Source organism: Geodermatophilus sp. SYSU D00697 (assembly GCF_054050175.1).
The window spans coordinates 240,238-262,312 of record NZ_JBJGYV010000003.1; the positions used below are offsets into that span (position 1 = coordinate 240,238).

Annotated in this window: 22 protein-coding genes; 18 read left to right on the forward strand and 4 right to left on the reverse strand. The window is 74.4% G+C overall.

The window, feature by feature from the left end:
* Nucleotides 1-549 precede the first annotated feature (549 nt).
* Genes ACI79C_RS04835 through ACI79C_RS04845 form a run of 3 tightly spaced genes read left to right on the forward strand, consistent with a single transcriptional unit; the run spans nucleotide 550 to nucleotide 5,407 of the window.
* Nucleotides 550-2,346, forward strand: coding sequence for a glycosyltransferase family 2 protein (locus tag ACI79C_RS04835; RefSeq protein ID WP_456944486.1), 1,797 nt, complete (start codon nucleotides 550-552; stop codon nucleotides 2,344-2,346).
* On the forward strand, nucleotides 2,343-4,352 hold the full coding sequence (locus ACI79C_RS04840; protein ID WP_456944487.1) for a galactose oxidase-like domain-containing protein: 2,010 nt from the start codon (nucleotides 2,343-2,345) through the stop codon (nucleotides 4,350-4,352). Before ACI79C_RS04835 ends, ACI79C_RS04840 begins: the two co-directional genes overlap by 4 nt.
* Nucleotides 4,349-5,407 (forward strand): glycoside hydrolase family 6 protein, encoded by a 1,059-nt coding sequence (locus ACI79C_RS04845; protein ID WP_456944488.1) that lies wholly within the window; start codon nucleotides 4,349-4,351, stop codon nucleotides 5,405-5,407. Before ACI79C_RS04840 ends, ACI79C_RS04845 begins: the two co-directional genes overlap by 4 nt.
* Nucleotides 5,408-5,422: 15 nt before the next feature.
* Here ACI79C_RS04845 and ACI79C_RS04850 read toward each other — a convergent pair whose 3' ends face one another.
* Nucleotides 5,423-5,659 carry a hypothetical protein gene (locus ACI79C_RS04850; protein WP_456944489.1) on the reverse strand — a complete coding sequence of 79 codons (237 nt, stop codon included), beginning with the start codon at nucleotides 5,657-5,659 and terminating at the stop codon, nucleotides 5,423-5,425.
* Nucleotides 5,660-5,720: 61 nt separating this feature from the next.
* On the opposite strand from ACI79C_RS04850, the gene cutA reads away from it, so the two are divergent.
* Together cutA and ACI79C_RS04860 are read left to right on the forward strand one after the other, a co-directional pair.
* On the forward strand, nucleotides 5,721-6,050 hold the full coding sequence (gene cutA, locus ACI79C_RS04855) for a divalent-cation tolerance protein CutA (protein WP_456944490.1): 330 nt from the start codon (nucleotides 5,721-5,723) through the stop codon (nucleotides 6,048-6,050).
* A 121-nt stretch (nucleotides 6,051-6,171) separates the two neighbouring features.
* Entirely contained in the window at nucleotides 6,172-7,953 is a 1,782-nt protein-coding gene (locus ACI79C_RS04860; protein WP_456944491.1) for a putative bifunctional diguanylate cyclase/phosphodiesterase, read from the forward strand.
* A 13-nt stretch (nucleotides 7,954-7,966) separates the two neighbouring features.
* Here the strand turns inward: ACI79C_RS04860 and ACI79C_RS04865 are convergent, their stop codons facing one another.
* On the reverse strand, nucleotides 7,967-8,254 hold the full coding sequence (locus tag ACI79C_RS04865) for a DUF6343 family protein (RefSeq protein ID WP_456944492.1): 288 nt from the start codon (nucleotides 8,252-8,254) through the stop codon (nucleotides 7,967-7,969).
* Between the two features lie 46 nt (nucleotides 8,255-8,300).
* On the opposite strand from ACI79C_RS04865, the gene prfB reads away from it, so the two are divergent.
* The 3 genes from prfB (at nucleotide 8,301) to ftsX (ending at nucleotide 11,562) form a co-directional block, all read left to right on the forward strand.
* Nucleotides 8,301-9,413, forward strand: coding sequence for a peptide chain release factor 2 (gene prfB, locus ACI79C_RS04870; protein WP_456944493.1), 1,113 nt, complete (start codon nucleotides 8,301-8,303; stop codon nucleotides 9,411-9,413).
* A gap of 515 nt (nucleotides 9,414-9,928) precedes the next feature.
* Nucleotides 9,929-10,618, forward strand: coding sequence for a cell division ATP-binding protein FtsE (gene ftsE, locus ACI79C_RS04875; RefSeq protein WP_456944494.1), 690 nt, complete (start codon nucleotides 9,929-9,931; stop codon nucleotides 10,616-10,618).
* A gap of 59 nt (nucleotides 10,619-10,677) precedes the next feature.
* The gene (gene ftsX / locus ACI79C_RS04880; RefSeq protein ID WP_456944495.1) at nucleotides 10,678-11,562 is read left to right on the forward strand and encodes a permease-like cell division protein FtsX; all 885 of its coding nucleotides are present in this window, start codon (nucleotides 10,678-10,680) and stop codon (nucleotides 11,560-11,562) included.
* Nucleotides 11,563-11,655: 93 nt separating this feature from the next.
* On the opposite strand, the gene ACI79C_RS04885 is transcribed toward ftsX, so the two are convergent.
* Nucleotides 11,656-13,119: an Nramp family divalent metal transporter gene (locus tag ACI79C_RS04885; RefSeq protein WP_456944496.1), complete on the reverse strand. Its 1,464-nt coding sequence runs from the start codon at nucleotides 13,117-13,119 to the stop codon at nucleotides 11,656-11,658.
* A 285-nt stretch (nucleotides 13,120-13,404) separates the two neighbouring features.
* Here ACI79C_RS04885 and smpB point away from each other — a divergent pair, with 285 nt between their 5' ends.
* The 7 genes from smpB (at nucleotide 13,405) to ACI79C_RS04920 (ending at nucleotide 19,176) form a co-directional block, all read left to right on the forward strand.
* A complete protein-coding gene (gene smpB / locus ACI79C_RS04890) occupies nucleotides 13,405-13,881 on the forward strand; it encodes an SsrA-binding protein SmpB (protein WP_456905912.1) in 477 nt (158 codons plus the stop codon).
* Nucleotides 13,878-14,801, forward strand: a complete 924-nt coding sequence (locus ACI79C_RS04895) for an NADP-dependent oxidoreductase (RefSeq protein ID WP_456944497.1) — start codon at nucleotides 13,878-13,880, stop codon at nucleotides 14,799-14,801. The genes smpB and ACI79C_RS04895 overlap by 4 nt, the downstream gene beginning before the upstream one ends.
* A gap of 245 nt (nucleotides 14,802-15,046) precedes the next feature.
* Entirely contained in the window at nucleotides 15,047-15,946 is a 900-nt protein-coding gene (locus ACI79C_RS04900; protein WP_456944498.1) for an amidohydrolase family protein, read from the forward strand.
* The gene (locus ACI79C_RS04905) at nucleotides 15,943-16,356 is read left to right on the forward strand and encodes a VOC family protein (protein ID WP_456944499.1); all 414 of its coding nucleotides are present in this window, start codon (nucleotides 15,943-15,945) and stop codon (nucleotides 16,354-16,356) included. Before ACI79C_RS04900 ends, ACI79C_RS04905 begins: the two co-directional genes overlap by 4 nt.
* A complete protein-coding gene (locus tag ACI79C_RS04910) occupies nucleotides 16,356-16,730 on the forward strand; it encodes a VOC family protein (protein ID WP_456944500.1) in 375 nt (124 codons plus the stop codon). Before ACI79C_RS04905 ends, ACI79C_RS04910 begins: the two co-directional genes overlap by 1 nt.
* Nucleotides 16,731-16,825: 95 nt before the next feature.
* Nucleotides 16,826-18,286, forward strand: coding sequence for an FAD-dependent oxidoreductase (locus ACI79C_RS04915; RefSeq protein ID WP_456944501.1), 1,461 nt, complete (start codon nucleotides 16,826-16,828; stop codon nucleotides 18,284-18,286).
* Nucleotides 18,283-19,176: an alpha/beta fold hydrolase gene (locus ACI79C_RS04920; protein ID WP_456944502.1), complete on the forward strand. Its 894-nt coding sequence runs from the start codon at nucleotides 18,283-18,285 to the stop codon at nucleotides 19,174-19,176. The genes ACI79C_RS04915 and ACI79C_RS04920 overlap by 4 nt, the downstream gene beginning before the upstream one ends.
* Here the strand turns inward: ACI79C_RS04920 and ACI79C_RS04925 are convergent.
* On the reverse strand, nucleotides 19,155-19,475 hold the full coding sequence (locus ACI79C_RS04925) for a GYD domain-containing protein (RefSeq protein WP_456944503.1): 321 nt from the start codon (nucleotides 19,473-19,475) through the stop codon (nucleotides 19,155-19,157). The genes ACI79C_RS04920 and ACI79C_RS04925 overlap by 22 nt on opposite strands.
* Before the next feature lie 113 nt (nucleotides 19,476-19,588).
* Between ACI79C_RS04925 and ACI79C_RS04930 the strand changes: the two genes are divergently transcribed.
* The 3 genes from ACI79C_RS04930 (at nucleotide 19,589) to ACI79C_RS04940 (ending at nucleotide 22,068) form a co-directional block, all read left to right on the forward strand.
* Entirely contained in the window at nucleotides 19,589-20,572 is a 984-nt protein-coding gene (locus ACI79C_RS04930) for a GNAT family N-acetyltransferase (protein WP_456944504.1), read from the forward strand.
* A 6-nt stretch (nucleotides 20,573-20,578) separates the two neighbouring features.
* Nucleotides 20,579-21,013, forward strand: coding sequence for a protein-tyrosine phosphatase family protein (locus tag ACI79C_RS04935; protein WP_456944505.1), 435 nt, complete (start codon nucleotides 20,579-20,581; stop codon nucleotides 21,011-21,013).
* A 191-nt stretch (nucleotides 21,014-21,204) separates the two neighbouring features.
* Nucleotides 21,205-22,068 carry an SCO6745 family protein gene (locus tag ACI79C_RS04940; protein WP_456944506.1) on the forward strand — a complete coding sequence of 288 codons (864 nt, stop codon included), beginning with the start codon at nucleotides 21,205-21,207 and terminating at the stop codon, nucleotides 22,066-22,068.
* The last annotated feature ends 7 nt before the right edge of the window (nucleotides 22,069-22,075 follow it).

Below are 22,075 nucleotides of genomic sequence, written 5' to 3' on the forward strand. Positions count from 1 at the left end.
GTGCTCCACGAGGTCACTCGTCCGGGTGAACCACCCCGACGAGGTAGCTCTGTGTGATGAGGTCTGGCTAACGTCGGTCACGGCACGTGAACTCGTGCCAGGACGACGTGGAGATCCGGGTGGTCCCACCGACGCCGCATCGGTGCACGGGGGAGAAGACGGTCGCCAGACCATCCGGGGAACGAGTGGCGAGACCGCCGTCCTGTCAGGTCCGACCCGCCTGAGCAGGAGAACCATGACCCGCGCCGCGCGCCCCCGCCCGCCCACGCGAGTGGCCGCCGCGGGCTAGCCGCCCGCTCTGCGCGCACCCCTCCTCACCGGCGCCTCGTCGGTCCCGATCGACGGACCGCGCGGCTCCCGGTCCCGGCCCTCCCTCCGTGCCGGCTGCTCCCGCTCCGGAGCGCGCCGGCCGGCGGCCGCCTGCCCGGCGCGCCGTCCCGGAGGTGCCCTTCGCCCTCGTCCGCCCTCGAACCCCGCACCGCGGGGTCCCCGGCTGCCCTCGGCTGACCGGTTCCCGGGAAGGAGGCAGCCCCGTGGTCACGTCCCGACGTGGCTGAGCTCGCCGCCCAGCCGACCTACCCCTACGACGACTTCAGCGAGCTCGCCGGTCCGCTGGAGGCACCGCCGGCGGACTCGCGGGTCCGGTTCCGGCCGGTGACCCGCGGCCGGGCGCGCGCCCGGGCCTGGCTGCTCGTCAGCACGGCGCTGCTCTTCGAGCTGGCGTTCCTCGCCTTCCTGGTGCGGCCGGCGCACCACCCCGAGCTCGCCGCCGACTGGCAGTCGGTCCTGGCCGTGGCGCTGATCGTCAGCGTCGCCGTCATCGAGCTGCTGCGGCTGGTCAACGTGTTCACCCTCGCGGTGGCCACCCTCAACGCCCGCGACCCGATCCCCGTGGCACCCCTGACCCGGCAGCGCATCGCCTTCGTGACCACGATCGTGCCGAGCAAGGAACCGCTCGAGATGGTGCGCCGGACGCTGGAGGCCGCGGTCGCGGTCCGGTATGAGGGCGCGCTGGACGTCTGGCTGCTCGACGAGGGCGACGACCCGGACGTGCGCGCAATGTGCGCCCAGCTCGGCGTCCGGCACTTCACCCGCCACGGCGTCCCGGACTGGAACCAGGACACCGGGCGCCACAAGGCGCGGACCAAGCACGGCAACTACAACGCCTGGCTCGACGCCCACGGCGACGACTACGACTTCTGGGTCTCGGTCGACTCCGACCACGTGCCGCTGCCGAACTTCGTGGAGCGGCTCATGGGCTACTTCCACGACCCGGACGTCGCCTTCGTGGTCGGCCCGCAGGTGTACGGCAACTACGACAACTTCATCACCCGCGCAGCCGAGTCCCAGCAGTACCTCTTCCACAGCGTCCTGCAGCGGGCCGCGAACCGCTTCACCACCGCGATGTTCGTCGGCACCAACAACGCCGTCCGCCTGTCCGCGCTGCGGGCGATCGGTGGGCTGCAGGACTCCATCACCGAGGACGCCGCGACCAGCGTCGTGTGGCACGCGAGCGTCAACCCGGAGACCGGCGCGGCGTGGAAGTCGGTGTACACCCCGGACGTCCTGGCCGTCGGGGAGGGCCCGTCCACCTGGCGGGACTACTTCACCCAGCAGGGCCGCTGGGCCCGGGGCACCGACGAGGTCGTCCTCCGCCGGTTCCGCACGGCGGCCCGCGGGATGTCGGCGTGGCGGCGGGCGCACTACCGGCTGCTCATGGCCTTCTACCCCGCGACGGCACTGAGCTGGGTCCTCGGCGTGACCAACCTGGTGGCCTACCTGCTCACCGGCGTGGCCGGGCTCCTGGTCTCCGCGCAGCTGTGGGTGATGCTCTACGCCAACGCCGCGGTGCTGCAGGTCGGCGTCTACTTCTGGAACCGCCGGCACAACGTCAGCCCGCACGAGGAGGAGGGCTCCTCGGGCATCAGCGGGATGCTCGTGTCGGTCCTGTCGACGCCGGTGTACGTCAGCGCGCTGTGGGCGGCGATCCGCAACCGCGACATCAGCTTCGCCGTCACCCGCAAGGGCGCGGTCAGCGGCGACCGGCCGGGTTCCTTCGCCAAGCACCTGCGGTGGGCCGGGCTGCTGGTCGTGGCCCTCGTGATGTCGGAACTGTGGGGGCACACCCACCCGGAGATCCGCGTCTGGGCGGTCCTCAGCCTGGTCGCCTGCCTGCTGCCGGTCGCGATCTGGGTCGCCGGCCTGGTGCGCGCGCGCCTCCGCAGGCCCGGCCGGACGACGGCCGCCCCGGTCCTCGCCCCCACCACCGGTCCCTGCGCACCCGCCGTCACCTTCGTCGGCAACCACGCCGCCGCCGTCCCCCTGGCCCAGGAGAGCTCCCGATGACCCGCCGCAAGCCCCGGCCGCTGCGCCGGCTGCGCAACGCCGCCCTGGTCCTGGCCGCGGTGGCCGGACTCGTCGCCGCCAACGGCCCGGTCGTGACCGCGGTCGCGCAGGACGCCTACACCGAGTTCCAGCGCAGCCGCCCGGACTACAAGGCCCAGTTCGGCTCGTGGGAGACCATCGAGCTCCCCGAGGAGTACCGCGTCCAGGCCGTCCACGCCGCGCTGCTGTACACCGGCAAGGTGCTGCTGATCGCCGGGTCGGGGAACGACGCCCGGGACTTCGAGGCCGGCACCTTCCGGACCGTCGTGTGGGACCCGGTCACCGGGGAGTCGAAAGAGGTCCCGACCCCGGAGGACCTCTTCTGCTCCGGGCACGCCTACCTGCCCAACGGCAACCTGCTCATCGCCGGCGGCACCCGCGAGTACGAGGTCCTGGCCGCGGACGTCGACCGGGCCGCCGGCGTCCTCACCGTGAAGAACGAGCGGGACGGCGCCGCGGTGACCCTGCCCGCCGGCACCCGGTTCACCGCCGAGGGCCGCACCTACCTGTCGACCGAGGACGTCACGGTGCCGCCCGCGCACGCCATGCCCGACGGCACCTGGATGGCCGGCGCGCAGGCCGTGTGGATCGAGGCCGAGGAGGAGGGCGACGGGTACGTCGTCACCGGCAGCCGGCAGTTCCAGGTCGAGGACGTCGCGCCCGACCGGCGCAGGGACCTCTACGGCCAGGCCGACAGCGTCACCCTGGACAAGCAGAACTACCGGGGCCTGGACGCCTCCTACGAGTTCGACGTCGCCTCCGAGACCTACGTGCGGACCGGCCGGCTCACCGAGTCCCGCTGGTACCCGACGCTGGTCGGCCTGGAGGGTGGCGAGGTGCTCGCCGTCTCCGGACTCGACGAGCACGGCCTGGTCATCGACGGGGCCAACGAGGTCTACGACCCCGACACCCGCACCTGGGAGGAGCGGCCCGAGCTGGAGCGCTACTTCCCGACCTATCCCGGCCTGTTCCGGCTGGCGGACGGCCACCGGCTGTTCTACAGCGGCTCCAACACCGGCTACGGCTCGCACCTGGAGGGGCGTCAGCCCGGGATCTGGGACCTGCGGGACAACTCCTGGACCGACGTCGAGGGCCTCGAGGACCCGCAGTACAACGAGACCAGCACGTCGTTCCTGCTCGCGCCGGCGCAGGACCAGCGGGTCGCCATCGTCGGAGGGGGCGGTGTGGGCGACAGCGAGGAGTCGACGGCCCGGTTCAACGTCGTCGACCTCACCGACGCCGAACCCCGGTACGTGCCACTGGCCGACCACCCGAGCCCGGCCCGCTACGTCAACGCCGTCACGCTGCCCGACGACCGCACGCTGCTGACCGGCGGTTCGGTGGGGTACCGGGGCAACTCGCACAGCGACCTGCACCTGACGACCCTGTTCGACCCGGAGACCGGGGAGGCGGACGAGGCGGCGCCGAACGAGGTGGGCCGCAACTACCACGCCACCGCGCTGCTGCTGCCCGACGGCCGGGTCATGACGATGGGCTCGGACCCGCTGTTCTCCGACGAGGAGAACACCATCCCCGGGCGGTTCGACACGCGGATCGAGATCTACTCCCCGCCCTACCTCTTCGCCGGGGACCGGCCGGACCTCACCTCCGCGCCCACCGAGGTCACCCGGGGGAGCACCTTCCGGGTGACCGTCGACGGCGCGGAGGTGGCCGGGGCCCGGCTGCTGCGGCCCAGCGCGGTGACCCACCAGACCGATCCCGAGCAGCGCTCGATCGCCCTGGACGTCGCGCCGGCCGGGGCGACGTCCTGCCCGCCGGGTGACCCCGCGGCACACCCGTCCCGGGCGCAGGGGCAGGAGCACTGCCCGGAGGGCTGCTGCGGCCCGGGCACCTACGACCTGGGGGTGCCGGTCGAGGAGGGCCTCACGCCCTCGGGCTGGTACATGCTCGTCGTCCTCGACGCGGAGGGCGTCCCCTCCCCGGCGCGGTGGGTGCACGTCGCATGAGCCGGTCCACCTCCCGGCGGCGGCCGGTCCGGGCGGCGGTCCTGGCCGTCGCGGCGAGCACGGTCGTCGCCTGCAGCAGCGCCGCGGCGCCCGAGGCCGACCGACCCCCGGCCGGCGCGCCGTCGCCCGCCGCTCCCGCCGAGCCCGGCCGGCTGGCGGGCGACCTGTGGGTCAACCCCGAGGGGCACGGTCCCCTCGCCGTCGAGCAGGCGCGGGCCGAGGGCCGGGACGCCGAGGCCGAGGCGCTCGCCCCGCTGGCCGAGCAGCCGACCGCCACCTGGATCGCCGCACCGGGCAACCCCTACGAGGCGGTGCTGGAGGTCTCCGAGGGCGCGGCCGCCGCCGGGCAGCTGCCGGTCCTGGTGGCCTACAACGTCCCAGGCAGGGACTGCGGCTCCTACTCGGCGGGAGGAGCGGCCGACGTCGACGCCTACCTGAGCTGGATCGGCAGCTTCGCCGCGGCCCTCGGCGACCGGCCCGCCGTCGTCGTCCTGGAGCCGGACGCCGTCGCGCACGCCGTCGCCGGCTGCGCCGGCGTCGACCCCGCGGCGCGCTTCGACCTCCTCGGGCAGGCCGTGGCGATCCTCGACCGGCAGCCGCAGGCCCGCGTGTACCTCGACGCCGGCAACGCCAGCTGGATCCAGGACCTGCCGGTGCTCGCCGACGCCCTGCGGCGCAGCAACATCGGGCAGGCCGACGGGTTCGCCCTGAACGTCGCCAACTTCGAGACGACGGGTGCGAGTGCCGACTACGGGCTGGCCCTGTCCCGGGAACTCGAGCGGGGAGCGGCGCCAGGGACACCCGTCGCCCACTTCGTCATCGACACCAGCCGCAACGGCGCCGGCCCGGTGCCGCAGGCGGACTCGGACGAGGACCGCTGGTGCAACCCGCCGGGGCGGCGGCTGGGCGAGGCGCCCACCACGTCGGCCGGCCACGAGCGGGTCGACGCGCTGCTGTGGATCAAGCAGCCCGGCGACTCCGACGGCACCTGCCGGGGTGCGCCGCCCGCCGGGCAGTGGTGGCCGGAGGGGGCCGCCGAGCTGGTGGCGGACTGACCCCCGGCCGTCTCCTCAGCCGCCGCGCTGCACCTCGGCCTGGACCACCCCGTGCAGCGCCGTCCGCAGCGCCTGGTCGTCGGTGTCACCGCGCTCCAGCGCCGCCCGCGCGGCCTCGGGCAGCAGGCCGGGGTCGACGTCGTCGAGCCAGGTGACCTCGCCGGCCACCCGGCGGCCCACCCGCAGGCTGCCGGCCTCGAGGCGCAGCACGTACTCCTCGCTGTCGAGCTGGATGGTCATCTCGTCGCTCATGCCGGGGCCCTACCCCGCGCGGCGGCCGGTCCACGCACGCGCGCCGGGCGAGGATGGGTGTGTGGAGGACTGCTGTGAGGTCGTCGTCACCGGCGCCGACGCCGACTGGCTGGCCGGCTACACCCGGACGCTGGTGGAGGAGCGGCTGGCCGCCTGCGGGCACCGGTTCGCCGCGATCCGCTCGGTGTACCGGTGGGAGGGCGAGGTGCACGACGAGCCCGAGGCGCGGGTCGCGCTGCACACCCGCCGGTCGCTGGTCCCCGCGATCGTGGCCCGCACCGTCGAGCTGCACCCGTACGACGTCCCCTGCGTGATCGCCCTGCCGCTGGTCGACGGGTCGCCGGACTACCTGCGGTGGGTGGTCGCCGAGACCCGGGAACCGGAGCGCTGACCCGGTGGTCGCCCGGCCCGGCCTCCGGGGTATGACGGATCCCGCGCCGGCTCCAGCGCCGGCCGGGGAAGATCGAGGGGAGGCCGCCGGGGGCGGTGGCCGGCAGACCGCAGGAGAGTGCGTGGCGCGACGACCGGAGGAGCACCAGCTGCCGCTGGACGTGCGCCGCCGGGGTGGTGGCCCCAGCAGCAGCTCCGCGGTCGCGGTCGAGGCCGTGCTCGACGCGCTGCCCTCGCCGACGCTGCTCATCGACGCCGAGGGCCGGGTGCTGCTGGCCAACACCGCCTGGCAGAGCGCCGCGGACCTGCTCGACGACGACCGGATCCGGGTCGGCCTGGACGGCGACTACTACGCCATGGCGCGGCGGCTGAGCGCCGGCTCCGGCACGGTGTCGCTCATCGACCGGCTCCGGGCGCTCTCCCGGGGCGAGTGCGCCTCGGTCCAGGCCGACTACGCCCTCGAGCGCCCCGACGGCACCCGCTGGTACCACCTGCAGGCCTCCCGGGTCGACCAGGCCGGGCAGGTCGTGGTCACCCACACCGACGTCACCTCGCGGGTCCGGGCCGAGCGGGCCTCGGACTGGCGGGCCCGCCACGACACCCTCACCGAGCTGCCCAACCGCGCGCACCTGCACGAGCTCATCGACGCCGAACTGCAGCGGGCCGACCGCGGCCCGGTGTCGGTGCTCTTCCTCGACGTCGACGGGTTCAAGACCGTCAACGACTCGCTGGGGCACGACGCCGGCGACGACCTCCTCCGCCAGATCGCCGGCCGCCTCACCGGCAGCACCCGCGCCGGCGACACCGTGGGCCGGCTCGGCGGGGACGAGTTCGTCGTCCTGTGCCGGGACTGCGACACCCCCGGTGCCGAGGCCCTGGCCGACCGCTGCCGGAGCAGCATCGACCGGCCCTTCGACCTGGGCGGCCGGATGGTCCGGCTGGGGGTGAGCATCGGCATCGCCACGGCCCCGGACCCCGGCTCGCCGCGAGTGCGCTCGACCGACCTGGTCCGGGACGCCGACCTGGCGATGTACGCGGCCAAGGAGGCCGGCCGCAACCGTGTCCGCCTGTTCACCGCCGACCTGCGCACCGCCGCCCAGCGGCGGGCCACCGTCGCCGCCGAGCTGCGGGAGGCCGTGCTCGACGACCAGCTGGTGCTGCACTACCAGCCGGTCCTGCACCTGCCGACCGGGCGGATCACCGGCGTGGAGGCGCTGGTCCGCTGGGAGCACCCCCAGCGCGGGCTGCTCCCGCCGGCCGACTTCCTCCCGATCGCCGCGCAGCACGACCTGATGACGCCGGTCGCCCGGTGGGTCCTGCGCGCGGCGACCCGGCAGGCCGCGGCGTGGGCGCGCACCGGGCTCCAGCTGGTGATCGGCGTGAACATCAGCGCCGGTCACTTCTCGACCGGCACGCTCCTCCGCGACGTCGAGGACGCGCTGACCGAGTCCGGGCTGCCGGCCGAGCAGCTGGTCGTGGAGCTGACCGAGAGCTCGGTCGCCGAGGACGCCGAACGCGCCGCCGCCCAGTTCGCCGAGCTGCGCCGCCGGGGGGTCGAGGTCTGCATCGACGACTTCGGCAGCGGCTACTCCTCGCTCGGCCAGCTGGTCGCCATCCCCGCCGGGATCCTCAAGATCGACGGCAGCCTGGTCACCTTCCCCGAGGGCCGCCGGAGCGCGGCAGCGGCGGCGATCGCCGCCGTGGTGGCCCTGGGCCGCGCGTGTGGCATGCGCAGCCTGGCCGAGGGCGTGGAGACCGCCGAGCAGCTGTCCCTGGCCGCCGAGCTGGGCTGCACCTCCGCCCAGGGCTTCCACATCGCCCGGCCGATGCCGGCGGCGGAGGTCGTGCCGTGGATGGCGGAGCGGGCCACGGCCCGGACGCCGGCCCGGGGTGTCGCCGACTGACCCGTGGACCGGCTCAGCCGGGCTCGCCCCGTCGCTTGCGGCGGGCCACCACGACCAGGTCGACCAGGGCGACGACGGCGAGCACGAGCAGCACCACGGCCGGCCACACGGGCAGGTCCGCGGTCAGCCACAGCACTCCGGCGACGGCGCAGACGACCAGGCCGAAGGCGGCCAGCACCAGCCGCAGGGTCAGGGCTGACCGCGCCGGCGCGGCGCCACCGATGCCGGCCGTGGGGTCGTGGTGGTCGGGGAGTCCGCGCTGGTAGTCCGCCCGTGTCCGGCGCCGGCGAGGCTCGGTCATGCAGCCAGTGTCTCCCCGTGGCGGGGGCGCACTACCCTGGGAAGGCGTGGCCGCTGACTTCTCCGTCGTCCTGGACGAGCTCGACACGACCCTGAGGTCGATCGAGGCGGTCCTCGACGTCGACCGGCTGCGCCGCGAGGTCGCCGACCTCGAGCAGCAGGCCGCCGCGCCCGACCTCTGGAACGACGTCGAGGCCGCGCAGGCGCTCACCTCGAAGCTGTCCTACCTGCAGGGCGACCTGCGCCGGGTCGAGGAGTTGCGCAGCCGGCTCGACGACGTGGGCCTGCTGCACGAGATGGCCGCCGAGGAGAGCGACGAGGCCACGCTGGCCGAGGCCGAGCGGGAGCTGGAGAGCCTGCGCAAGGCGATCGACGAGCTCGAGGTCCGCACCCTGCTCTCCGGGGAGTACGACTCCCGCGAGGCGCTGGTCACCATCCGCTCGGAGGCCGGTGGCGTCGACGCCGCCGACTTCGCCGAGATGCTCATGCGCATGTACCTGCGCTGGGCCGAGCGGCACAAGTACCCGGTCGAGCTCTACGACGTCAGCTACGCGGAGGAGGCCGGGATCAAGTCGGCCACCTTCGCGGTCAAGCAGCCCTACGCCTACGGCACCCTCTCGGTCGAGCAGGGCACCCACCGGCTGGTGCGCATCTCGCCGTTCGACAACCAGGGACGCCGGCAGACCTCCTTCGCCGGCGTCGAGGTGCTCCCCGTCGTGGAGCAGACCGACCACGTCGACATCCCGGAGAACGAGATCCGCATCGACGTCTTCCGGTCCTCGGGCCCGGGTGGGCAGAGCGTCAACACCACCGACTCCGCCGTCCGCATCACCCACCTGCCCACCGGCATCGTCGTGTCCTGCCAGAACGAGAAGAGCCAGATCCAGAACCGGGCGGCGGCGATGCGGGTGCTCCAGGCGCGGCTGCTGGCCAAGCGGCAGGAGGAGCAGCGCGCCGAGATGGACGCGCTGCGCGGGGAGGGCAGCAGCTGGGGCAACCAGATGCGCTCCTACGTCCTGCACCCGTACCAGATGGTCAAGGACCTGCGCACCGAGCAGGAGACCGGGAACACCGGCGCCGTCCTGGACGGCGACATCGACGCGTTCATCGAGGCCGGCATCCGGTGGCGGCGGCAGCAGGAGTCGGTCACCGCCGGCTGACAGCCGCGGGAGCGTCGCAGCCAGCGCGGCCGCCGACAGGGAGTGAGCATCGCAGCGAGCGCCAGCGAGCGAGGAGCGGAGCGACCGCGGAGGCGGCCAGGGGACGCAGCGAGCGAGGAGCGGACTGCGGCGCGGAAGCCGGCCGGGGTCACCGCCGGCTGACAGCCGCGGGAGCATCGCAGCGAGCGCCAGCGAGCGAGGAGCCGAGCGACCGCGGGGGCGGCCAGGGGACGCAGCGAGCGAGGAGCGGACTGCGGCGCGGAAGCCGGCCAGGGTCACCACCGGCTGAGGGAGACCGCGGGAGCCGGCCGGCGCTCCGGGGAGCGACGTCGTTCCGGCGTCGCAGACGTCCCGTTCGTCACAGGCGTCCCCCGGCGCGTCGGGGAATAGGCCACGCTGGGTGACGGGGGACCTGGCACGTCCGCGGGCCCCGTCACGCTGCGCGGATCCCGAGCCGGGGCGGTTCCGTGGCGAACGCACCAGGATGCGCCTCGGGGAAGGTACCGTGGCGCCTCGTGATCGAACTGCAACACGTCACCAAGCTGTACCCGGCCAGCTCCCGGCCGGCTCTCGATGACGTGTCCACGGAGATCGACAAGGGGGAGTTCGTCTTCCTCATCGGCTCCTCCGGCTCTGGCAAGTCGACCTTCCTGCGGCTGCTGCTCAAGGAGGACGACCCCACCAAGGGCACCGTCAAGGTCAACGGCAAGACCCTCAACACGATGAGCAAGTGGCAGGTGCCGAAGCTGCGCCGCACGATCGGCTGCGTCTTCCAGGACTTCCGCCTGCTGCGCAACCGCACCGTGGCGCAGAACGTCGCCTTCGCGCTGGAGGTCATCAACAAGCCCCAGCGCACCATCAAGCGCGTCGTCCCCGAGGTGCTGGAGATGGTCGGCCTGGAAGGCAAGGCCAACCGGCTGCCCAGCGAGCTCTCCGGTGGTGAGCAGCAGCGCGTCGCCATCGCCCGCGCGTTCGTCAACCGGCCGCTGGTGCTGCTCGCCGACGAGCCCACCGGGAACCTCGACCCGGAGACCAGCGAGGGGATCATGCTGCTGCTGGAGCGGATCAACCGCACCGGCACCACCGTGGTCATGGCGACGCACGACTACCACATCGTCGACTCCATGCGCCGCCGCGTCATCGAGCTCAACGGGGGAGTGCTCACCCGCGACCAGTCGCGCGGCGTCTACGGCGTCGGCCGATAGGTCCCACCGGCTCCAGGGCTGCCGAGCCCCCGCCTGCCTGAACTCACGACAGGGAATCCATGCGCGTCAACTTCGTGCTCTCCGAGGTGGCCACCGGGCTGCGTCGCAACCTGACCATGACGGTCGCGATGATCCTGACCACGGCCATCTCGCTGGGCCTCATGGGCACCGGCCTGCTGATCGCCGGGATGATCTCCGACATGAAGGAGATCTACTACGACAAGGTGCAGGTCTCCATCTTCCTGGCCGACGACGTCACCGACGAGCAGCGATCGGCGATCGAGCAGCAGCTCGCGGACTCGCCCGAGGTGGCCAGCTACCTCTACGAGTCCAAGGAGGAGGCCTACCAGCGCTTCCAGCAGCAGTTCAGCCAGCAGCCGGAGCTCGTGGAGAACACCCCGCAGGACGCGCTGCCGGAGAGCTTCCGCGTCGAGCTGGTCAACCCCGAGCGTTACGAGGTCATCGCCGCGGAGTTCCCCAACGGGGAGAACGGCGTCGACCAGGTGCGCGACGAGGGCGACTTCCTCGACCGGTTGTTCAGCCTGCTCAACGGCGCCCGCAACGCGACGATCGCGGTGGCCGTCGTCCAGGCCCTGGCGGCGCTGCTGCTGATCTCCAACACGATCCAGCTGGCGGCGTTCAACCGGCGCAACGAGACCAACATCATGCGGCTGGTCGGCGCCTCCCGCTGGTACACCCAGCTGCCGTTCATCCTCGAGGCGGCGCTCGCCGGGCTGATCGGTGCGCTGCTCGCGGTCGGCGGCCTGGTGCTCACCAAGGTCCTCTTCGTCGACAAGACCCTGGCCGGGCCGATCAAGGCCGGGATCATCCCGCCGGTCGACTGGTCGGCGATCGCCTTCATCAGCCCGATCATCGCCGCCGCCGGCGTGGGGCTGGCCGGGATCGCCGCCTACGTCACGCTGCGCCTGTACGTGCGGCTGTAGCCCGCGACCCCGTCGGCGAGATCTGCACAGTGGTCGCCATCAACGCCCTGATGGCCGCCACTGCGCAGACCTCGTCGCGTCGGCACGGGTGCGTCACCCGAACAGCTGGCCGGCCTGGTCCCACAGCAGGATCGCCGAGAAGAAGCCGTAGAACAGCACGGCCCACCCGATCGCCACGAGCCGGCCACCGCGCAGCCCGATCTCCCGGGGCAGCGTCCGCCGGTTCAGCTGGATCAGCAGGCACGAGTACACGAACATCACCAGCCCGTTGAGGGCCGAGGCGATGACGAGCAGGACCAGCGGCTGGGTCACCCCCGACAGCAGGATGACCGAACCGAACACGATCTCGGCCCACACGGTGGCGAAGTAGATCCGGCTCTCGGTCCACGTGGTGCTGGCGGCCAGCGGCCCGGTCTTGAGCACGTCGGCCGTCACCCGTCCCACCATGTCCAGCACCGCGAGGTTGGTGGAGAAGAGGACGACGGTGCCGATCAGCCAGAACGTCACGCCCAGCCAGTCGCCCTGGCGGGCCTGCAGCGCCTCGCCCTCGACCCGGATGAAGTCGAAGCTCTCGGCCGAGCCGCCGACGCCGACGGTCACGTACGTCAGCGCCATGAAGGTCAGCAGCGCCACCGCGCCGACGACGAAGAACGTCACGAACTGCTCGCGGTCGGCGACCCGCCACCAGCCGCGCCACCGCCGCATGTTGCCCTCGTCGCGGCGGAAGAAGTAGCCGATCGAGGGTTCGGCCTCCTCCTCGCCCGTGATCGGCGAGACGATCTTCGGCAGCCGGGCGCCCATGCCGAGGCCCTTGTCGCGGGCCCAGTTGGACTGGACGAGGTTGAGCGAACCGCCCGCGCCGGCGAACGCGATCGCGCCCAGGAGGGTGGCGGCGCCGATCGCCTGGACCCCCTCGGGGATCCGGCCGACCTCGACGAACCCCCGGCCGAGGGCGGCGTAGCCGTCGGCGCCGAGCAGCGCGACGAGCGCGTACAGCATGAACAGGACGATCAGCCCGACGAAGAAGAACTGGATCTTCTCGACGGTCCGGTAGACGACCGGCGACACCGTGAGGACGGCGCCGATCAGCAGCAGGACGCCGATCGTGATGTAGGGGACCGCCGCCTCGGAGTACCCGAGCACGAAGCCCAGCGTCGTCGTCCCGCCGGTGGCCCAGCCGGGCCACGCCCACGGCACGACCGTCATCACGATGAACAGCGGGCCCCAGGCCTTCCACAGCCGGGTGAAGCCGGTGACCGCGGTCTCCCCGGTCGCCAGCGTGTACCGCTCGATCTCCATGTTGAGGAAGTACTGGGTGCCGACGCCGATCACGACCAGCCAGACCAGGCTCAGCCCGACCTGCGAGGTGATGTAGGGCCACAGCACGTACTCGCCCGAGCCGATCGCGCCCGCCAGCAGGAGCACGCTCGGCCCGAGCACCTTCCGCATGGGCAGCGGCTCCGGCAGGTCGGCGTACGTCAGCGGCGCCAGGTTCCTACTGGGGATCTCGGTGGCGACGTCCCCGCCACCCACGGTCTCAGGGCGCGACTCGGCCACGGTCCTCTCCTCGGGGAGTGGGAGCCCACCGGCCCGGGGCTCCCGGGATCTCGGCGCCGAGGAAGGCGGCGGCCGGGGCGGTCGGGCCGCCCGCCCGTCGCGACGCCGACGCGGTCTGCACGGGGCACCCGGGATCGGCGGGGACGCCGACTCCTGCGGCTGCGGCCATCGGCTCCTCCAGGCTGACCGGCCGGTCGTCCGTGGGGTGGAGCGGTCGTGCGTCGTAGCAGGTTAGGCCCGGTACACGCGCGGTGGAAGGTCCCGGTGCGGCGTTAACCTGGGGACATGCCGCGAGAACAGGGGCGGAAGCTGATCGCCCAGAACAAGAAGGCGCGGCACGACTACTCGATCCTCGACACCTACGAGGTGGGCCTGGTCCTCACCGGCACCGAGGTGAAGAGCCTGCGTGAAGGCCGTGCCTCGCTCGTCGACGGGTTCGCCACGGTGGACGACGGCGAGGTGTGGCTGCAGCACGTCCACATCCCCGAGTACACCCAGGGCACCTGGACCAACCACGCGCCGCGGCGCAAGCGCAAGGTGCTCATGCACCGCGCCGAGATCGACAAGCTGATCGGCAAGACCAAGGAGGGCGGCCTCACCCTCGTGCCGCTCGACCTCTACTTCAAGGACGGCAAGGTCAAGGCCACCCTCGCCCTGGCGAAGGGCAAGAAGTCCTACGACAAGCGGCAGGACATGGCCGAGCGGGACTCCCGCCGCGAGATCCAGCGGGCCTTCGGCCGGTACGTGAAGGGCCGCCGGTGAGGGGCGCCGCCTACGACCGGTTCGGCGACCTCGACGTCCTCTCCGTCCGCGACGACCTGCCCGACCCGCCGGTCGGGCCGGACACCGTCCTGGTGCGGGTGCACGCGGCCGGGGTCAACCCCGTCGACATGGCCATCCGGCAGGGGTTCCTCGCCGGCGCGTTCCCGCACCACTTCCCGATCGTCCCCGGGTGGGAGCTGTCCGGCGTGGTCGAGGCGGCCGGTCCCGCGGTCGTCGACCTCCGGGCCGGTGACGAGGTCTTCGGCTACGTCCGCCGGGACGACGTCCAGTGGGGCGCCATGGCCGAGCTGGTGCCCGCGCCGCAGCGGTGCCTGGCGCACAAGCCGGCCTCGCTGTCGTTCGCCGAGGCCGGCGCGCTGCCGCTGGCCGGCCTGACCGCCTACCAGGCGCTGACCGAGGTGCTCGACGTCGGGGAGGGCGACCGCGTGCTGGTGCACCGCGCCGCGGGCGGGGTCGGCTTCAACGCCGTCCAGATCGCCGTCGCGCTCGGCGCGCACGTCGTCGGCACGGCGAGCCCGCGCAACCACGGGTTCCTGCGCGACGCCGGCGCGGCCGAGGTGCTCGACTACTCGGCCGGGCCGATCAGCGCCCAGCTGTCCGAGCCCGTGGACGCCGTCTTGGACCTCGTGGGCGGCGACACCCTGGCCGACGCGCCGAAGCAGGTCCGGGACCGCGCGCGGATCGCCAGCGTCGTCGACCCCGTGGTGAACGAGATGGGCGGGCGCTACGTCTTCGTCCGGCCCGACGCCCACGACCTCGAGGAGCTCGGCCGGATGGCCGACGCCGGCCAGCTGCGGGTGCCGATCGCCCGGGCCTTCCCGTTGGAGCAGGTGGCCGACGCGCAGGCTCTCGTCGCCGAGGGGCACGTGCGGGGCAAGGTCGTCGTCACGCTGCGATGACGACGCCCGAGCGAGCATCGCAGGGAGCGCCAGCGACCGAGGAGCGGAACGAGGGCGGAGTCGAGCCGGGGGTCCTGCGATGACGACGCCCGAGCGAGCATCGCAGGGAGCGCCAGCGACCGAGGAGCGGAACGAGGACGGAGTCGAGCCGGGGGTCCTGCGATGACGACGCCCGAGCGAGCATCGCAGGGAGCGCCAGCGACCGAGGAGCGGAACGAGGGCGGAGTCGAGCCGAGGGCGCTCCGGTGAGCGGGCTGCAGCCGCCGGTCGACGACGCCGACGTCCCGCGCTACTGGCGCGAGCTCGGCCTGCCCGGGCTGGTCGACGTGCACGTGCACTTCCTGCCCGAGCGGGTGCAGGCCAAGGTGTGGCGGTACTTCGAGGCCGCCGAGACGCACTACGGCGCCGCCTGGCCGATCCAGTACGCGCTGCCCGACGACGGCGAGCGGCTGGCCGTCCTCGAGCGGCTCGGCGTCCGGGCGTTCCCGACCCTGCCCTACCCGCACAAGCCGGGCATGGCCGCCTGGCTCAACGACTGGTCCGCGCGGTTCGCCGCCGAGCACCCGCAGGTGCTGCGGTCGGCGACGTTCTTCCCCGAGCCCGAGGCACCGCACTACGTCGCCGAGGCGCTGGACGGTGGCGTGCGGGTCTTCAAGGTGCACGTGCAGGTCGGCGCCTTCGACCCGCGGCACCCCCTGCTCGACCCGGTCTGGGCGCGGCTGGAGGAGACGGGGACCCCGGTGGTCATCCACTGCGGCTCGGGCCCGCTGGCCGGCGAGCACACCGGCCCCGAGCCCATGACCGGGCTCCTGGAGCGCCACCCGCGCCTGCGGCTGGTCATCGCCCACCTCGGCATGCCGGAGTACCGGCAGTTCCTCGACCTCGCCGAGCGCTACGAGCGGGTGCACCTGGACACCACGATGTTCGCCACCGACTTCACCGAGCGGCTGATGCCCTTCGACCCCGTCGACCGGCCCCGGCTGGCGGCACTGCAGGACAAGGTGCTGCTGGGCAGCGACTTCCCCTCGATCCCGTACCCCTACGCCCACCAGCTGGCCGCGCTGCACCGGCTGGGCCTGGGGGAGGAGTGGCTGCGCGCCGTCGTGTGGCACAACGGTGCCCGGCTGTTCACGATCGAGCCGTGACCCCGGCCCTGCGCCTCACCGCCGCCGTCCTCGGGACGCCGGACCCGCGCGGCCTGGCCCGCTTCTACGGCCGGTTGCTGGGGTGGCCGCTGCGCGACGACAGCCCTGACTGGGCCACCCTGCGCCCGGCCGACGGCGGCCCCGGGCTGTCCTTCCAGCGCGAGGAGCAGCACGTGCCGCCGGTGTGGCCGCCGGAGCCGGGCACCCAGCAGATGCAGCTGCACCTGGACTTCGAGGTGGAGGACCTGGCCGCGGCGAGCGCGCACGCCGAGGCCGCCGGCGCCCGGTTCCTCTCCCGCTACACCGAGCCGCACGAGGACGTCCGCATCTACGCCGACCCGGACGGTCACCTGTTCTGCCTGTTCGTGCGCCTCGGCGGCGGGGAGCCGTCGTCCGGACCGGAGGCCTGATGCCGTCGTTCACGCTGACCGCGACCGTCCTCGACACCCCGGACCCGCAGGGGCTGGCGCGTTTCTACCGGCGGTTGCTGGGCTGGCCCCTGCGCGAGGACACCCCCGAGTGGGCCACCCTGCGGCCGGAGGACGGCGGCCCGGGGCTGTCCTTCCAACGCGAGGAGCAGCACGTCCCGCCGGTGTGGCCGGCCAGGGACGGCGACCCCCGCATGCAGCTGCACCTCGACATCGAGGTCGACGACCTCGACGCCGCCGTGGCGCTCGCCGTCGAGGCCGGTGCGACGGTGGCCGACGTCCAGCCGCAGGACGGCGTCCGGGTCTGTCAGGACCCCGCCGGCCACCCGTTCTGCCTCTTCCTCCCCGGCTGGTGAGCTCCTGGCCGGGAGGGCACTTGGCCACTGGCCCGGCGGTCGGCTCCCGGTGTGGGCTGGCGGTCGACCCGCTGTCTGCCGGGGGAGGGCCGGAGATGACCGAGACACCCACCGACCGCAGGGACCCGGGGACCGGCTCCGCGGTGGTCATCGGCGCGAGCATGGCCGGCCTGCTGGCCGCCCGCGTGCTGGCCGGCCACGTCGACCGGGTGACGATCGTGGAGCGCGACCTCCTCCCGGACGGCGCGGACCACCGCAAGGGAGTGCCGCAGAGCCGCCAGGTGCACGTGCTGCTCGCTCGCGGGTCGAGCGTCCTCGACGCGCTGTTCCCCGGGTTCTCGGAGGACGTGCAGGCGGCCGGGGCCGTGCCGCTGCGCGTGCCCGGGGACATCGCGCTGCTCTCGCGGGCGGGCTGGACGGACCGGCGGGCGCGGGGATGGACCCTGCTGTCGGCCAGCCGCCCGCTCATCGAGGCGATGGTGCGCCGCCGGGTGCGGGAGCTCCCGGGCGTCACCGTCCTCGACGGGCACGAGGTGACCGGGCTGCGGACGTCCGAGGACCGTCGGGCCGTCCGGGGCGTGGGCGTGCGGGGGGTCGACGGGGGTGCGGTGTCCCTCGCCGACGGCGACCTGGTCGTCGACGCGTCCGGGCGCGGGTCCCGTACGGTCCCGTGGCTGGCCGGGCTCGGGTACCCCACGCCCACGATCACGCAGGTGGACTCGCACATCGCGTACGCCAGCCGGGTCTACCGGGTCCCCGACGGCTTCTCGGCGGACTGGCGGGCCCTCATGCTGATGGCCCAGGCGCCCGAGAACCCGCGCACCGGGTACCTGTTCCCGATCGAGGGCGGGCACTGGATGGTCTCGCTGATGGGCGCGGCCCACGAGCACCCGCCGACCGACGAGGCGGGGTTCACCGCGTTCATGCGCCGCCTCAGCTCCCCGGTCCTCGCGGACGCGGTCGCCGTCGCCGAACCGGTCACCGACATCCGCGGACACCGGGGCACGGTCAACCGGCAGGTGCACCTGGAGCGGATGCGCCGGTGGCCGGAGCGGTTCGTCGTCCTGGGGGACGCCGTCTGCTCCTTCAACCCCGTCTACGGGCAGGGGATGACCACCGCCGCGGTCGCCGCCGAGGCGCTCGACGACTGTCTCCGCGCTCACCGGCAGCGGCGCCCGGCCGGGGACCTCGACGGGCTGGCCCGTCGGTTCCAGCGGGAGTTGGCCCGGCGCAACGCCGACCCCTGGATGCTGGCCACCGGCGAGGACCTGCGCTACCCGACGACCACCGGCACGACCGCCGGCCCGCTCCTGCGGATGCAGCACCGCTACCTCGACCGCGTCGACGCCGCCTCCACCCGGGACCCCGTCGTCGCGGACGTGTACTCCCGGGTGATCGGCATGCTCGAGAAGCCGACGGCGCTGTTCCGGCCACGGATCCTGGCCGCCGCCGTCCGGGCCGGCCGGGGCACCGGGGCGGCCGCGCCACCGGCGCCGCCGACACCGCCGATCCCGGCGCCGCGCGCTGCCGTCGACCGCGAGGGGATGCCGGCATGACCGCCGACCTGGCGCCGGTGAGCGAGGGTGCGGTCACCGTGGCCGGCGTCCGGTCCCCGTACCTGACCGCGGGCCCGGCCGACGCCGACGAGGCCGTCGTGTTCCTGCACGGCAACCCCGGCCCGGCGGAGGACTGGCGGCGCCTGGTCGCCCGCACCGGGGCCTTCGCGCGGGCGGTCGCCCCGGACATGCCCGGCTTCGGCGGTGCGGACAAGCCCGGCACCTTCGTGTACACCGTCGACGGCTACGCGCGGCACCTCGGCGGTCTCCTCGACGAGCTGGGCATCCGCCGGGCGCACCTGGTGCTGCACGACTTCGGCGGTCCGTGGGGGCTGTGGTGGGCGGCCGACCACCCCGACCGGTTGGCCAGCGCGACGCTGGTCGACATCGGGGTGCTGCGCGGCTACCGCTGGCACGCCCTGGCGCGGATCTGGCGCACCTCGGGGCTCGGCGAGCTCTTCCTCCGGACCGGCACCCGGCGGGGGATGCAGGCGGTGCTCGGTCGCGGCAACCCGCGGGGCCTGCCCTCGGACGCCGTCGACCGGATGTACCGCAGCTCCAAGGACCGGGCCACCCAGCGCGCCGTCCTGCGGCTGTACCGGGCCACCGACATGGCGGCGGTCTGCGAGGACCTGCACCGGCGACTGGCGGGGATCGACCGTCCGGTGCTGGTGGTGTGGGGAGGTCGGGACCCGTACCTGCCGGTGGAGTACGCCGAGCGGCAGCGCGAGACGTTCCCGCAGGCCCGCGTCGTGGTGCTGGCCGACAGCGGCCACTGGCCGATGCTGGACGACCCGGTCGGCGTCGAGCAGGCGGTGCTGCCGTTCCTGCGCGCGGTGACGGGGGCGGTGCTGCCCGCCCGAGCCGGTCAGCCGGGCCCGGGGGAGTAGGAGGGGTGCAACTGCGCGGCCCGGTCGAGCTCCTCCGGGGGCAGTAGGACGACGGTGCGCACGACGGCCACCCCGCCGCCGCTGATCGTGAGCGACAGGGCGGCGGCCGCGGCGGCGTCGGGCAGGTCGACGATGGCGTAGACGTCGTCGGCGCCGAGTGCGAAGTCGAAGGTCTCCAGGCGCCCGTGCAGGTCCAGGACGGCGTGCTCGAAGACGCTGCGCCGGGCCGACCCGCCCGCGGCCATGACCGCCCGCGCCCCCTGCGGCGAGTACGAGGCGATGACGAGGAAGCGGGACACGGGCCCTCCTCTCCACGGCGTCCTGCGATGCTGGCGGCGCCGCCGGTGCGGGCGCAAGCCACCCCGGGAAACCCGGTCGACCCCGGCGGACGCCGTCCCTACGCTCCGACCCCGTGCACGCGCTGCCCGAGGGCCTCACGGCCCGCCCGCTGAGCCTCGACGACGCCCCCGCCGCCGCCGAGCTGCTCGCCGCCGCGGAGACCGTCGACGGGACCGGGGAGCACGAGGACGCCGACGACCTCGTGGAGTTCTGGGGCAACGACCGCGTCGACCTGGCCCGCGACGGCCGGGCCGTGTGCACGGCCGACGGGCGGCTGGTCGGCTGGGCCACGGCGATCTCCCCGGGCGGCGGGCGCGACGCCTTCCGGGTGTGGCTGGAGGGCCGGGTGCACCCCGACGCGCGCGGGCGCGGCATCGGCCGCGTCCTGCTCGACTGGCAGCTCGGCCGTGGCGCGGAGCTGCACGCCGCGGAGCAGCCGGAGGCCCCGGCGCGGCTGACCGTCTCGGTGTACCGGGCGATGACCTCGCTGGAGGGTCTGCTGCGGCGGGCGGCGTTCGAGCCCGAGCGCTGGTACTGGGACATGGAGCGGCCGCTGACCGACCTGCCCGAGGTGCCGGTGGTGCCCGGGATCGACCTCGTGCCGTTCGGCTGGGACCGCGACGAGGAGGTGCGCCGGGCACACAACGCCGCCTTCACCGACCACTTCGGCTCCACCGAGCGCGACGAGGCCGCCTGGCGCAGCTGGTTCACCGGGCAGCGGGCGTTCCGCCCCGACCTCTCGGTGCTGGCCCTGGCCGACGGGGCGGTGGTCGGCTACGTCCTGGCCTACGTCTACGAGGCCGACACCCGCGCCACCGGCGCCCGGCAGGCCCACCTCGGTCAGATCGGCGTGCTGCGGCCGGCCCGCGGCCGGGGGGTGGCCACGGCGGCGATCACCGCGGCGCTGCGGGCGGCGGCGGCCGCCGACTGCGCGACCTCGGGGCTGCAGGTCGACAGCGAGAACCCCACAGGGGCGCCGGCCCTCTACCGGCGGCTGGGGTTCGCGCCGGTCCGCACGCGCACCTCGTGGGCGCGCTGCCTGACCCCGGTCGGCTGACCGCCGATGGGCTGGCCGGAGGGCGACGACACCGGCATCGTCGTGCTCCCCGGCGGTGCCCGGGTCCGCGGCCGCCGCCTCGCCGCTCCGGCGACCCCCGCCGACCACACCGTCGTCCTCGGCGCCGGCCCCCTGCCGCCCTGGCCGGCCCGCCGGGTCCGGTGGCCGGACTTCGGGGTGCCCAGCGACCGCGCCGACACCCTCGACGCCCTGCGCGAGGCGCTGGAGCGGGCGCGCGCCGGGGATCGGGTGGAGGTGGCCTGCCACGGCGGCGTCGGGCGCACCGGCACGGCGCTGGCCGCGCTCGCCGTCCTCGACGGGCTCCCGGCCGAGGAGGCGGTGGGCTGGGTCCGCGCCCGGTTCCACCCCCGCGCGGTCGAGACGCCCTGGCAGCGCCGCTGGCTGCGCTCCCTCGACCCGCCCGACACCGGCCTGCCCTGAGCCTGCGAGGGGCGGGGCAGGGCGGCCCCCTGCAGGGTCCCGCCGCGAGCGTGCGAGGGGCGGGGGTAGGGCGGCCCCCTGCAGGGTCCCGCCGCGAGCGTGCGAGGGGCGGGGGTAGGGCGGCCCCCTGCAGGGTCCCGCCGCGAGCGTGCGAGGGGCGGGGGGCAGGGGGTCCTTCTAGGGTGCCCCGCATGGTCAGTGCCGATCACCTCGCCGACGTCGCCCGCGCCCACCGCGCTGTCGAGCCGCTGCACAACCACCTGTACTTCGCGCCGGAGCAGGACGAGCACCTCACCGCGCTCGGCCTGCGCCCGGGCCGGATGTGCTATTTCGCCGGGCGTGCGGCACCGATGGGTGCGGTCGGCCCCGGCCTGGTGACGGCGACCTTCTACAACTTCGCGCCGGCGATCGTGGCCCGCCACATCCCGCGCGCCTGGACCCTGGCCACCCCCGAGCAGGTCGTCGCGGCCCGCGCCACCGCCGCGCGGGCGTCCCTGACCCGGCTGCTCGGGCCGGCGGCCGCGGACGCCCCGGAGGTCGCCGAGCTGGCCGGCCTGCTCCGCGAGGCGTGCGGCACCCTGACCCCCGAGGGCCGCCCGATCTACGCCGGCACCGCCGACCTGCCGTGGCCCGACGAGCCGCTGCTCGTCGTCTGGCACGGCGCCACCCTGCTGCGCGAGCACCGCGGCGACGGCCATGTCGCGAGCCTGCTGCGGCACGGCCTGTCCGGGCTCGAGGCGCTGGTCACCCACACGGTCACCGGACGCGGCTTCACCGTGGCCGCGGCGCAGGCCACCCGGGGCTGGAGCGAGGAGGAGTGGCGCGCGGCCGGCGCGCGGCTCACCGAGCGGGGCCTGCTGGCCGACGGCGGCCTGACCCGTGCCGGTCGGGAGTTGCGCGCCGCGATCGAGGCGGAGACCGACGAGCTGTCGGCGGCGCCGTGGCAGCACCTGGGACCAGAGCGGACGGCGCGGGTCGTGGCGCTCGGCAAGGGACTGTCGGCGCGACTCGTCGCGGCCGGCGCCTACCCGGCGGGGACCTTCGCCGCACGCTGACCCGGAC